Genomic DNA, 13,145 nt, shown 5'->3' on the forward strand with positions numbered 1-13,145 from the left:
CCTAAACCGGCCCGAACGCAAGCGGGCCAAAAGGGGAGGCCGATTATCCTTTCAGAGCGGCCAAACCCAGAGGATCAGCGGCGTGCCCAGCAGAACCACCAGCAGCGACAGCGGCGCGCCCAGCCGGGCATAGTCGCTGAATTTATATCCTCCCGGCCCCAGCACCAGCGTGTTGCACTGATGCCCGATCGGCGTCAGGAAATCGCACCCCGCGCCCACGGCGGTGGCGATCAGAAAGGCTTCGGGCCGATAGCCAAGGTCATGGGCGAACACGGCGGCAATGGGAGCCATGACCAGCACGGTGGCCGCATTGTTGAGGAAGGGCGTCACCGCCATGGCCGTCACCAGGATCAGCGCCACCGCGCCCCAGGGCGGCAGCACCGCAGCGGTGTGCGCCAGGCCGGTCGCGATTACGTCCGATGCGCCCGTGCCTTGAAGCGACTCGCTGACCGGGATCAATGCGCCCAGCATGATGAGGATGGGCCATTCCACCGCCTCATAGGCTTCGCGTACCGGCAGTGCGCCGGTGATGACCACGGCTCCGGCAGCCGCGAAGAAGGCGACGGCGACCGGGACGAGGCCCGTCGCGGTCGCCGTCATCGCGATCGCCAATATGGCGAGCGGCAACCATCCCTGTTTCGACAGGCCAAGCCGGATCGGCCGTTGCGCCAGAGGAAGCGCGCCAAGCTGGTTCAGGCGGTTGGGCAACTGCGCCAGCGACCCCTGCAACACCAGCACATCGCCCGCGCGCAGCACGATCTGCCCCAGCTTGCGCGTCAGCGTCTCGCCTGAACGCGCCACCCCGATCAGGTTGATGCCGAATCGTTCCCGCAGTTGAAGGCGGCCCGCCGTGCGGCCGATCAGAGCCGAGTCCGTCGTGACCACCGCTTCGATCACGCCGATGTCGTCGCTGTCATCGTCCGTTTCGCGATCGGTTCCGGTCAGCGCCAGCTTGTCGCGCGCGATCACCCGCTCCAGCGCGTCGGGTTCCCCGCCCAGGATCAGCACGTCGCCTTCCTGAAGATGGACTTGCGGTTCGACCGCGCCGTGCATGTCGCCGCGCAACAGGCTGGTCACCGTAATCTGCTGTTCATGGCGGTTCAGAAACTGTTCGATCGTGTCGCCGATCGCGGGGGAGCCTTCGGGCACCTTCGCTTCGGTCACATAGTCGGAAATGTTGAGCGCCTCGCCCATCGTCGGCGCGCCTTGCCGGTTCCGGGGCAGCAGCCTGTAGCCGAAGCGCAGAAAGATCAGCCCGATCAGCAGCAGCCCGAAGCCGGTGGGAAAGAAATCGAACATATGAAAGGGTTCGCCCGTCATATCCTGCCGCACGCGGCTGACGATGATGTTGGGCGACGTGCCCACCAATGTCATCAGGCCGCCCAGAAGCGATGCGAAAGACATGGGCATCAGGTAGACCGATGCGCTGGCGTCATTCTTCTTCGCCATCTGCAATGCCGCGGGCATCAGCATGGCCAGGGCGCCCACATTCTTGATCAGGGCGGATGCGACGCCGACCGACGCGGTCAGCACCAGCAGTTGCGAACTGACGCGGCGGACATGCTGGGAAACGAAGCCCAGCGCCGTCTCTATCGCCCCGGACCGCTGCACCGCCGCGGACAGCACCAGCGCCGATCCCACGATGATGACGATATCGTCGGAAAAGCCCGAAAAGGCGTCCTTGGGTTTTACGATGCCGATTAGCAGCGCCGTCAGCAAGGCGATCACCGCCGTCACATCATAGCGGAAGCGGCCCCAGATGAAGAGGCCCATCATGCCCGCCAGCGTCGCTATGGAAAGCCATTGGGGAAGCGTCATGAAGCGGGGTGACTGGCGATCATGGTCCGGCCCTTAGCGCGGGGGTGGGAAAAGGCAATTCCGGTGGAGGAGCACTCTCGTCAAGGCGCTCCTTACCCGTCTGGTTCCGGGCTGTCGGCCTCTGCGCTAGCGGGACGCATTGGCTCGCCTTGCGGCGGCATCGCGCCCCGCGGCGGGCGGGACGCCGGATCGGGCGCCCTGTCGCTGGTATAGATGATCACCCCGATGAGGAGGATCAGTCCCAGCAGGATCGCGATGACGAACAGGCAGGATTTCCGCTTGGCCCGCAGGTCAGCCACGGCCCTTGTCCCTTCCGCTGGCGGGGAAGGGCACCTGGCTCAGCCTTTCCATCACGCCCCGGAACGGATCATCCTTGGCCAGTGGGAATTTGCGGCGCAGCATCTTCCCGATCGTCGTCAGATCGTGATGCGCAAGATTGCCGATCAATATGGGTTTTCGCGCCATGGCCATGCTCCAGGCAGCACCAACCAGCCGCGAGCCGCGCGGTGCCATGGATTTCGGCTGCGGCACGATTTTTCCTGATCCCGCGGTCATGGGCGATCATTGATCCCGGCCTTGCCGTCCTCTTCGGTCTTCGTGCCCTTCGCGACATGGTCCGCCGCCCAGGCTCCGCGCGCGCCGATCGGCTTTTCCGCGCCCTTGGTGCTGTCGCGCGCCGTCTGATGCTCCAGTTCCGAATTCAGCTCCGCGCCGAACATCAAAATGTAGCTGGTCATATATATCCAGGTCAGCAGGATTACGATCGTCGCCAGCGATCCATAGGTCGCATTGTAATTGCCGAACTGTGAGACATAGACCGCGAAACCCAGTGTCAGCAGCACCCACCCGAATGCGAAGAACAGCGATCCGGGCGTCAGCCATACCCAGCGCGCCTTCCTGCGCGAGGGGCCGTAGCGGAACAGGGTCGCCGCCACCGCCGCCGCCGCGCAGCCCAGCATGAGGTAGGACAGGATTTTGGACAGCGCCGCTATGACCGGCATGGACGGCAACAGCGCCTCGACATAGGCGAAGATGGTGACGGAAAGCAGCGCCGCCACGGCCATGAGCACAGCGCCGCCCGTGATCAGAAGCGCGAGCAGATTGACCGTCAGGAACCCGCGCTTCTCCTCCTCCTCATAGGCGATGTTGAGCGCTGTGATGATCGCCGCCGCGCCGTTGCGGGCGCTGAACAGAGCCAGCGCCAGAGCCAGGAAGACGGCCAGCCCCTTCTTGCTGCCGGAGGTCTGGACCACATACATAAGCTGTTCGCCGATGAACTTCGCAGCGTCGGGCGGCATGACCCGCGTGATCGCGGTCATATTCTCCGTCACTGCCTGAGGATCGGCGAGCAGGCCATAGGTCAGCACGATCGCGCCCAGCAGCGGCAGCAAAGCCAGGAAGGCGTAGAAGGAAACCCCCGCCGCCACCAGGCTGATATTGTCGCGCGACGTTTCCTTCCACGTCCTGACAAGCACGTCCTTCCACGCGCGCGCTGGCATTTTCCATGGGCTTGTGGCGGAACGCCCTTCATCAACCATCTTGTCCCCTTTTTGAAGTTCAGCGGTCCTGGAATGATCCGCATGCAAGGGGGAATGGGCGGCGGTCCGGTCGGGTTCCTTCGTCCCTGCGGACTTTTGCCTATCAGGCGTTAAGCCGGAGCGGGCTGACAGGCGGGCGGGAACGGTCTCGCCCTGAAATCGTTTCGCCCGGTTATGTGGCGAAAGGGATCAGGGAATGCATGGGGATATGTTCTGGCTTTACAGCAAATCATGGTGACGCGCCGGTCTGACCGGCTCCTTGCGGCCACCGCCATCTCCCTGTAGCGCTGGCTGAAGCCAGTCCCATAGTCCCGGCCTGCACTGGCCCTGATCAAGAAAATGGATGCCCCAGCGTGCATGATGACATTGCCGATCCTGTTCTGCGCGCCGATGGCGAACTTGCCCGGCTGATAGCGGCGCTGGACTGGTCGCGAACGGCGATCGGCCCGATCGATCAATGGCCGCGAAACCTGAAGGCGACCGTCGCCCTGATGCTGCGGTCGCCGGTCCCGATGGTCAGCCTGTGGGGAGAGCCCGGCGTCATGATCTACAATGACGCCTATGCCGTATTCGCCGGAAGGCGGCATCCGCAACTGCTTGGGTCCAACGTGCGGGAAGGATGGCCCGAAGTCGCCGACTTCAACGACAATGTGATGAAGGTGGGCCTGGCGGGCGGCACCTTGACCTATGTGGGTCATGAACTGACGCTGCATCGCAACGGCATTCCCGAACAGGTATGGATGGACCTGGATTATTCGCCGGTCGTGGATGATGAGGGCAAGCCGATCGGCGTCATCGCCATCGTCGTGGAAACCACCGCCGTTCACCGCACGCGGCAGGCGCTGGAGGAAAGCGAGCGGCGGCTGCGTTTCCTCGATGGGCTGAACAATGCCACCGCGACGCTGGGCAGCGCCGATGATGTTCTGAGCGTGACGGCGCGGATGACCGCCCAGCATCTGGGCGTTTCCCACTGCGCCTATGCCGACATGGATGAGGATGGCGACGGCTTCACCATCCGCGGCGACTGGCACGCGCCGGGATCGCCCTCCATCGTCGGCCATTACAGCCTGGCCGATTTCGGAACGCTGGCGGTGCAGGAACTGAATGCCGGGCGGCCGCTGATCGTGAACGACAATGCGCGCGAACTGCCGCCAGCGGAAGCGAAGACGTTCCAGGATATCGGGATCGCCGCGACCATCTGCATGCCGCTGATCAAGGATGGGCGGCTGATCGCGCTGATGGCGATCCATGACCGCGCGCCGCACATATGGTCCGACTATGAACTGAGTATCATTCGCGAAGTCACCGAACGGTCCTGGGTGCATGTGGAGCGGGTGCGGTCGCAGGAAACCCTGCGCGCATCGGAAGCGCGGTTGCGTCGCGCGCAGGAGGCGGGCGGCATCGGCATATTCAGCGTCGATATCGATCAGGACCTGATCCACGGAACGCCCGAATTCTGCCGCATCTTCGGATTGGATCAATGCGAAAACCTGCCAGCGGCCGAGGTGCAGAAACTGGTCCTTCCCGAAGATGCCACCCTGATTTCGGACACTGACCGGCGGCGGGAAGGCACGGCTGCGCTGGACGTCGAATACAGGATCAGGCGCGCGGACACGGGGGAAATCCGCACCATCGCCCGGAAGGGCGAATATGAGCATGACGAAAATGGCCGCCCCGTGCGGATGGTGGGCGTCGTTCTGGACATCACAGAGCGCCGGGCAGTGCAGCGGGCACTGGAGGAAAGCGAGGCGCAGTTCCGCACCTTCGCCCAATCCATGCCGAACCAGGTGTGGACCGCGCCACCCGATGGCAAGCTCGATTGGTTCAACGAACGCGTCTTTGCCTATAGCGGCCGCACGGAAGAGGAATTGAGGGGCACGGGCTGGGCGAATATCGTTCATCCCGAAGATGTGGGGCTTGCCCAGGATCGCTGGGCGTCTGCGCTGGCGAGCGGCGAAACCTATGAAGCGGAATTCCGCCTGCGCCGCCATGACGGCGAATATCGCTGGCATCTTTCCCGCGCCATTCCCATCCGCTCTGGCGGTGGCGCGATCATGCGGTGGATCGGCACCAACACCGACATCCACGAACAAAAGCAGGCGGAGGTGGAAAATGCCCGCGATCGCGACCGCATGTGGTCGATGTCGCAGGACCTGCTGCTCGTATGCGATCGGGACGGCGTGATCACGGACGTCAACCCGTCCGCCACGCGCATGCTGGGATGGGAGGCGGCCGAGATGATCGGCCATCCCATCCTTGAATTCATCCACCCCGCCGACCGCGAAAGCTCCCGCGCGGAAATGGAAAGGCTGGGCAGCGGCGCGACCACGATTGCGTTCGAAAACAGGTATCGCACCAAATCGGGCGACTACCGGCTGCTTGACTGGACGGCGGTGCCCGATGGCGACCGCATCCACGGCATCGGCCGCGACATCACGGAAAACCGCTCGATCGCGCGCGATCAGGAACGGATATGGACCTTGTCTCCTGTGCTCAAGCTGGTGGCCCAGCCCAACGGGACGATCGAGAAGATCAACCCGGCCTGGACCGATGCGCTGGGATGGACGCAGGAGCAGACATCCGGTCGCCCCCTGATCGACTTTGTGGCCGAAACCGACAGCATGGCGGCGGGCGCGGCTCTGGAAAGGCTGATGCTGGGCGGCGTGCGCACGGACGAGGAATATGCCTTCCGCACCAGCGAGGGCGGGGTGCGCCAGATCGCCTGGAACTTCGTCGCCGAAGGCGGCGCGCTCTATGGCTTCGGCCGCGACGTGACCGAACAGCGGGGCGCGGAGGAAGCACTGCGCCAGAGCCAGAAGATGGAAGCGGTGGGCCAGCTCACAGGCGGCATCGCCCACGATTTCAACAATCTGCTGCAAGGCGTCACCGGCAATCTCGAACTGCTGCAACACCGGCTGGAACAGGGGCGCCTGGATGGGCTGGAGCGGTTCATCAAGGGCGCGGCGAATTCAGCCAGCCGGGCGTCCGCGCTGACGCACCGGCTGCTCGCCTTTTCCCGCCGCCAGCCGCTCGACCCGCGCGCGGTGCGCACCAATCCGCTGGTCGCGTCGATGGAGGACATGCTGCGCCGCACCTTGGGCGAGAATATCGAGCTGGAACTGGTGCTTGCGGGCGGCCTGTGGCTGACGAAGTGCGACCCCAACCAGTTGGAAAGCGCCATATTGAACCTGGCGATCAACGCCCGCGACGCAATGCCGCAGGGCGGCAAGCTGATCGTGGAAACCTGCAACGCCCATCTCGACAGCGCCTATGCCGCGCGCCAGCGGGAAGTGCGGCCGGGCCAATATGTCTGCATCTGCGTCAGCGATACCGGCGTCGGCATGGATGCGGACACGGCGGCGCGCGCCTTTGAGCCCTTCTTCACCACCAAGCCGCTGGGGCAGGGCACCGGCCTTGGCCTGTCGATGATCTACGGCTTCGCCCGGCAATCGGAAGGCTATGTCAAAATTTATAGCGAGGTAGGGAAGGGGACGACGATCAAGCTCTACCTCCCCCGCCATCGCGGCGAGGCGGCCGATGAGGAAGAAGTGCCGCAACTGAGCGGCGAGCATGTGTCCGAAACCGGCGAAACGGTGCTTGTGGTGGAGGATGAGCCGATCGTACGCGGCCTTATCGTCGAAGTGCTGAGCGAGCTCGGCTATCGCGCGATCGAGGCGGTCGACGGCCCATCCGGCCTGCAAGTGCTTCAATCCCGGCGGCGCATCGACCTTCTGGTCACCGACATCGGCTTGCCCGGCCTTAACGGGCGGCAGGTCGCTGACGGTGGACGCGCGCATCGCCCTGACCTTAAGGTGCTGTTCATGACAGGCTATGCGGAAAATGCTGCGCTGGCGTCCGGCTTCCTTGAACCGGGGATGGAGATGATCACCAAGCCCTTCGCGATGGAAGCGCTGGCCACGCGGATACGGGACATGATCCAGTCCGGCTGAGCCGCTTGAAGAAGCCTCTGCCGGACGGTCCTGAAACCACATGAAAAGTGCCATTCATGTCACTTTACCAGCATCCTCGCGGCAAAGTGACACTGGTGCTTCTCTCCGCATCTCGATGCATAGAGTGTTCAGATGGGAAGGAGGCCCTCATCGCCTCGTCAACCGGGTAAAGTGACATGGGTGATTTTTGTGAAGCGGCGGCTCCAACAGGGATTCACATCGAGTCGCGATGTGCTAGATTCCTGATATGTTCCACCAGCCCGATCTTTTCGAACAGCCTCGCCGCGCCACCCCGGCCCCCGATCTGCCCGCCATGGTTGAACGCATCTCGCTTGTTTCAAAGAGGCCTCGCTATGCTCTGCTGGTCCTCAATCTGATCGCCAAGGCGGCAGGGACGAATGGCAGCCTGGGTCCTTATGTCGCCAGCGACGGAGGGCTGGTGCCGGTCCGCGACTGGCTGTGCCAGGCGCTTGCGCCGCTCGCGAATCGGGACTGCCGCCGTCTCGCCATGGTGGAAACCGTGCGGGCGGAGCTGGCGCTGGGCTCTCCGCTCGATACCGAAGAGGCGGAGCGCCGGGTGGAGGAAGAGGTGCAATCCCGCATCCTGCGTTCCGGCCGCACCAACATCAGCCGCGCGGTTTCGGATCTGGTGCGCGCGGGATTGCTGCGGCGGCATTATCAGGGTTACCGGGTGGATCATCCCAATCGCGGCGCGCAGCGGGAGGCGGTTTACACGATCACGCCCGAGGCCCGGCTCGCGCTCGCCCGAAGCTGTTGAGCTAAGACCGCTCGCGCGATCCGGCCGCATTCCAGGGCGCGCCTTCAAAACGGTCGCGCAGGAAACCGACGAACGCATCGACCACTGGCGGCCGGAAGGCAGCGCGGGGATAGACGGCGTGAACGCCAAGGTCGCCCGGTCCCTCCCAGCCATACAGCAGCCGGACAAGCTGCCCTTCCGCCAGTTGCGGCCCGACGTCCCACAAGGAACGCAGGGCGATCCCGACGCCGGAGAGCGCGAGTTCGCGCACGATCTCGCTGCTGTTGGTGCGGACATGGCTTCGCCCGTCGACCAGCTTGCGTCCCCGTCCGTTGACCAGCCGCCAGGGCAATTGCCCGTCCGCGGCGAGCAGGCGGTGGCGGGCCAGATCCTCGATCCGCTCCGGCGCGCCATGCTCCGCCACATAGGCTGGACTGGCGCATAATATCCGCCGGTTGGCCGCGAGCAGTTGCGCGTCCAGACTGGCGGGAATGTCGCTGGTGATGCGGATCGCAACGTCGATCTGTTCCGCCAGCAGGTCCACATAGGCGTCGGTGAGGTTCAGCTCCAGCTCAATGGCGGGATAGGCCGCCAGAAAGCCGCCGACATGCGGCGCGACATGCAGGCGGCCGAAGGAGGTGGGAGCGGAAACGCGCAGCGGCCCGATTGCGGATCGCAGGCGGTTGGTCACCCGATCTTCAGCCTGCGCTATGGCTTCAAGGATTGCCACGATGTCGCGGTGCAGGATCGCGCCTTCCTCCGTCAGCGCAAGCCTCCGGGTGGTGCGGTGGACCAGCCGGACGCCCAGCCTCGCCTCCAGCCGCGCGATCCGCTTCGACATCATGGCGGGGGAGATCATCAGCATTCGCCCTGCGGCTGAAAGGCTTCCCGCCTCCACCGCTCTGGCGAACAGTTCATAGTCCGGGTCCATCATCCATCTTTTCCTTACAGGAAAATATCTCTCTCCCTTTTGTCCTCTAGTGCGATGATTGCGGCGGGTCTATAGCTTGGCTCAGCGTGACGATGGAGAATGGAATGCACGAGCGGATCGAAAAGGCTGGCTTGCACGTCGCGCCGGAGCTGGCGCGCTTCATCGACGAGCAGGCGCTGCCCGGAACGGGGCTGGAGAGCGGCCGCTTCTGGACCGGCGTCGCGGAGATTTTCGCCCGCTTCGCGCCACGCAACGCGGAATTGCTAAGGAAGCGCGACGATATTCAGGCGCGGATCGATGGCTGGCATCGCGAACGCGCCGGTCAACCGATGGACCCGGACGGCTATCGCGCTTTCCTAACCGAAATCGGCTATCTGGTGCCGGAGCCAGCGCCCTTCACCATCGGTTCGACAAAGGTCGATGATGAACTGGCGCGGCTGGCCGGGCCACAACTGGTCGTTCCCATCCTCAACGCCCGCTTCCTGCTGAATGCCGCCAATGCGCGCTGGGGCAGCCTGTATGACGCGCTCTACGGCACGGATGTGATTGCGGGTGCGGCGGCGGGCAAGGGATATGATCCGGCGCGGGGTGCGCAGGTCATTGCCTGGGCAAAGGCGTTTCTGGACAACGCCGTTCCCCTTTCGAGCGGCAGTTGGACTCAATGGACCGGCGGCGTTCCCGCCCTGCGCGATCCCGCGCAACTTGCAGGCCGGTCAGGCGGCAATATCCTGCTGCGCCACAACGGCCTGCATATCGAACTGGTGATCGACCCCGATCATCCCGTGGGACGCGACGATCCGGCGCATCTGGCCGATGTCATTCTGGAATCTGCTCTGTCCACCATCTGCGATCTGGAGGATTCCGTCGCGGCGGTTGACGCCGCTGACAAGGTTGCGGCCTATGCCAACTGGCTGGGGCTGATGAAGGGCGATCTGGAGGACAGTTTCGAAAAGAATGGCGAGATGATGACCCGCCGCCTGAATAGCGATCGCAGCTATGTCGCGCCCGATGGTGGCAGCTTCACCCTGCCGGGCCGGTCGCTGCTGTTCGTGCGCAATGTCGGCCATTTGATGACGACCCCCGCCATCCTCCTGCCCGGCGGCGAGGAAGCGCCCGAAGGCATATTGGACGGCATCGTCACCAGCCTGATCGGGCTGCATGACCTCAAGCGTACCGGCCGTTACGTCAACAGCCGCGCGGGCAGCATCTATATCGTCAAGCCGAAGATGCACGGGCCGGAAGAGGCGGCGTTCACCAATGATCTGTTCGACGCGGTCGAGGACCTGTTGGGGCTGGAGCGCCATCTGCTGAAGGTCGGGGTGATGGACGAGGAACGGCGGACATCCGCCAACCTTGCCGCCTGCATCCATGCGGTGCGGGACCGGATCGTCTTCATCAACACCGGCTTCCTCGATCGCACGGGCGATGAAATCCACACGTCGATGCAGGCCGGGCCGATGATCCGCAAGGGCGACATGAAGGCCGCAGCGTGGATCAAGGCCTATGAGGACCGCAACGTCCAGATCGGCCTTGCCTGCGGCCTGTCCGGCCGGGCGCAGATCGGCAAGGGCATGTGGGCCGCGCCCGATCGCATGGCCGACATGATGGAACAGAAGATCGGCCATCCGCTGACCGGCGCGAACACCGCCTGGGTGCCGTCGCCCACCGCCGCCACGCTGCACGCGACCCATTATCACAAGGTTGATGTCTTCGCCCGGCAGCAGGAGCGCCGGTCCGAACCCGTCGCCAGCCTGGACGCGCTGCTCACCGTGCCGCTGGCGGACGGGCGCAACTGGTCCGCTGACGAAATCCGCGAGGAACTGGACAATAATGCGCAAGGCATATTGGGCTATGTCGTGCGCTGGATCGATCAGGGCGTGGGCTGTTCCAAGGTGCCCGACATTCACGACATCGGATTGATGGAGGACCGGGCGACGCTGCGCATCTCGTCGCAGCATATCGCCAACTGGCTGCTGCACGGTGTCTGTTCGCCGGAGGATGCCGATGCGGCCCTGCGGCGTATGGCGGCGAAGGTGGATGCGCAAAATGCCGCCGATCCGCTCTATCAGCCGATGAGTGGGAATGAGGACAGGAGCCTGGCCTTCCAGGCGGCGCGGGCATTGATCTTCGAAGGGGTGGCACAGCCCAACGGCTATACCGAGCCGCTGCTGCACCGCTTCCGCGCGCAGGCAAAGCGGGCGGGATCGGCGTTCGCCTCCTGACGGGTTCAGGCCGTCAGCCGCTGGACGATCGCTCTCGCTGCCCGCGTCACATCGTCCCAGGTGACGTCGAACCCGGCCGCGTCGCCAAAATAGGGATCGGTGACATCGGTCCCTTCGCGGCCGGGGACGAGGTCCATCAGCAGGCGCAGTTCAGCCTTGCCCGTCGCGGGTTGCAACCGCCGCAGGTTGGCGAGGTTTTCGCTGTCCAGCGCAAAGATGAAGTCGAAGCGGTGGAAATCCTGCACGGTGACCTGCCTGCCGCTATAGCCGGAAATGTCGAAGCCGTTGCGCAGCGCCACGGCCTGCGCGCGCGGATCGGGCGGGCGGCCGACATGCCAGTCGCCCGTGCCCGCCGAATCCACTTCGATGCTGATCCGGGCGCGCTCTGCTTCTGCCCGCAGCGCGGCTTCGGCCATGGGCGACCGGCAGATATTGCCCAGGCACACGAACAGGACCGACGCGCTCATCCTTCGGCCGCCGCCGTGCTGAGCCCAAGCTGGGGAACGCCGATGGAGCGCCGGCCGCCGAAATCCGTTCGCGCCACGATCACGCCAAGTTTCTCCATATAATCGATCAGCCGCCGCACCCGGCCGGGGGAACTGGTGCCATAGGCCCGCGCCAGCGACGCATCGCCGGGGCAGGGCAGGCCCTCCATCGCCGCACGGGCAATCAGCAGGAAGGGGGCGAGCATGTCTTCGGGCAGCGGTTCCGCCGCGCGCATCGCGTCCTCCCAGCGGCGGTCTGCGGCATCGAACATGCCTGCCTGCGCCATGGCGAAGCGCTTGCGGAAGGCGGGCAGGTCGAGCGGCGGGGTCCGCAGGCCCTTCATGCGGCAGCGGACGCCGAAATCCTGGAACAGGGTGGACAGGCTCGGCTGCGCTTCCCCCAGATCGGCGACGATCTCCTCCAGCACGGCGATGACGACCGGCTCATTCTGCCCGAAGTCCAGTTCGGGCGCGGCTGGCTTGGCCGATGGAGCAGCGGCCAGCGCGCGCATCAATTCCTCGGCGGGCAGCGGCGGCGGTTCCGCGCGGGGCGGAGCGGGGGGCGCAAGCGCCTCTTCCTCGCCCGCCGCGGCGAACAGCAGTTCCTGCAAGTCCTCCGTCGCCGCGACGGGTGGCGGCATCAGCTTGTGGGTTCCCCCGCGCGTGCTGGTCTTCACCGCGCCGATCTTCACCGCGACCGGACGGCGGCAGATGGCGGGGCCCAGCGCTAGGAACCGGCCGCGCTCCAGATCGCGAATCTGCTCCGCCTGCCGCCGCTCCATCCCCAGCAGGTCCGCCGCGCGCGCCATGTCGATGTCCAGGAAGGTGCGCCCCATCAGGAAGTTGGAAGCCTCCGCCGCGACATTCTTGGCCAGCTTCGCCAGCCGCTGCGTCGCGATCACGCCCGCAAGGCCGCGCTTGCGCCCCCGGCACATAAGGTTGGTCATCGCCGCCAGGCTCAGCCGCCGCGCTTCGTCCGACACGTCGCCCGCAGCGACCGGCGCGAACATCTGCGCTTCGTCGACCGCGACCAGCGCGGGATACCAATGATCGCGCGGCGCGTCGAACAGGGTCGAAAGGAAGGTGGCGGCGCATTTCATCTGCGCCTCCAGCTCCAGCGACTCCAGGCTGAGCACGACTGATGCGCGATGTTCGCGGATGCGCATCGCCATCTTGACGATCTCCCGCTCGTTATAGTCGCCCGCATCGATCACCACATGGCCATATTCGTCCGCCAGCGTGACGAAATCGCCTTCCGGGTCGATCACCACCTGCTGGACCAGCGCGGCGCTCTCCTCCAGCAGGCGGCGCAGAAGGTGGGATTTGCCCGACCCCGAATTGCCCTGGACGAGCAGACGGGTGGCGAGCAATTCCTCGACATCGACCAGAACGGCGTTGCCGCTTCCGTCGGTCCCTATGCTGATGCTGGCGGTCACGCCGTTCC

At 64.9% G+C, this 13,145-nt stretch carries 10 protein-coding genes; 3 read left to right on the plus strand and 7 right to left on the minus strand.

Annotated features, from left to right (window positions below; all coding sequences use genetic code 11):
* Positions 1-51: 51 nt before the first annotated feature.
* The 4 genes from ET21_RS0120245 to ET21_RS0120260 form a co-directional block, all read right to left on the minus strand.
* On the minus strand, positions 52-1,818 hold the full coding sequence (locus ET21_RS0120245) for an SLC13 family permease (protein ID WP_030541091.1): 1,767 nt from the start codon (positions 1,816-1,818) through the stop codon (positions 52-54).
* A gap of 92 nt (positions 1,819-1,910) precedes the next feature.
* On the minus strand, positions 1,911-2,117 hold the full coding sequence (locus ET21_RS26095) for a hypothetical protein (RefSeq protein WP_037471524.1): 207 nt from the start codon (positions 2,115-2,117) through the stop codon (positions 1,911-1,913).
* A complete protein-coding gene (locus ET21_RS0120255) occupies positions 2,110-2,283 on the minus strand; it encodes a hypothetical protein (protein ID WP_156029314.1) in 174 nt (57 codons plus the stop codon). The genes ET21_RS26095 and ET21_RS0120255 overlap by 8 nt, the downstream gene beginning before the upstream one ends.
* Before the next feature lie 86 nt (positions 2,284-2,369).
* Positions 2,370-3,356: a YihY/virulence factor BrkB family protein gene (locus ET21_RS0120260; RefSeq protein WP_051209594.1), complete on the minus strand. Its 987-nt coding sequence runs from the start codon at positions 3,354-3,356 to the stop codon at positions 2,370-2,372.
* Between the two features lie 512 nt (positions 3,357-3,868).
* Here ET21_RS0120260 and ET21_RS0120265 point away from each other — a divergent pair.
* The gene (locus ET21_RS0120265) at positions 3,869-7,306 is read left to right on the plus strand and encodes a PAS domain S-box protein (RefSeq protein ID WP_237751623.1); all 3,438 of its coding nucleotides are present in this window, start codon (positions 3,869-3,871) and stop codon (positions 7,304-7,306) included.
* Between the two features lie 247 nt (positions 7,307-7,553).
* Positions 7,554-8,084: a hypothetical protein gene (locus ET21_RS0120270; RefSeq protein ID WP_030541095.1), complete on the plus strand. Its 531-nt coding sequence runs from the start codon at positions 7,554-7,556 to the stop codon at positions 8,082-8,084.
* A 1-nt stretch (position 8,085) separates the two neighbouring features.
* Here the strand turns inward: ET21_RS0120270 and ET21_RS0120275 are convergent, their stop codons facing one another.
* Positions 8,086-8,997 carry a LysR family transcriptional regulator gene (locus ET21_RS0120275; protein WP_030541096.1) on the minus strand — a complete coding sequence of 304 codons (912 nt, stop codon included), beginning with the start codon at positions 8,995-8,997 and terminating at the stop codon, positions 8,086-8,088.
* Positions 8,998-9,098: 101 nt separating this feature from the next.
* Here ET21_RS0120275 and ET21_RS0120280 point away from each other — a divergent pair, with 101 nt between their 5' ends.
* Positions 9,099-11,216 (plus strand): malate synthase G, encoded by a 2,118-nt coding sequence (locus ET21_RS0120280; RefSeq protein WP_030541097.1) that lies wholly within the window; start codon positions 9,099-9,101, stop codon positions 11,214-11,216.
* A gap of 5 nt (positions 11,217-11,221) precedes the next feature.
* Here ET21_RS0120280 and ET21_RS0120285 read toward each other — a convergent pair whose 3' ends face one another.
* Complete coding sequence (locus ET21_RS0120285; RefSeq protein ID WP_030541098.1) at positions 11,222-11,683, minus strand: low molecular weight protein-tyrosine-phosphatase; 462 nt, start codon at positions 11,681-11,683, stop codon at positions 11,222-11,224.
* Positions 11,680-13,137 carry an ATP-binding protein gene (locus tag ET21_RS0120290; protein ID WP_030541099.1) on the minus strand — a complete coding sequence of 486 codons (1,458 nt, stop codon included), beginning with the start codon at positions 13,135-13,137 and terminating at the stop codon, positions 11,680-11,682. The genes ET21_RS0120285 and ET21_RS0120290 overlap by 4 nt, the downstream gene beginning before the upstream one ends.
* Between the last annotated feature and the right edge of the window lie 8 nt (positions 13,138-13,145).

The organism is Sphingobium sp. DC-2, assembly GCF_000722555.1.
GTDB classification, from domain to species: domain Bacteria; phylum Pseudomonadota; class Alphaproteobacteria; order Sphingomonadales; family Sphingomonadaceae; genus Sphingobium; species Sphingobium quisquiliarum.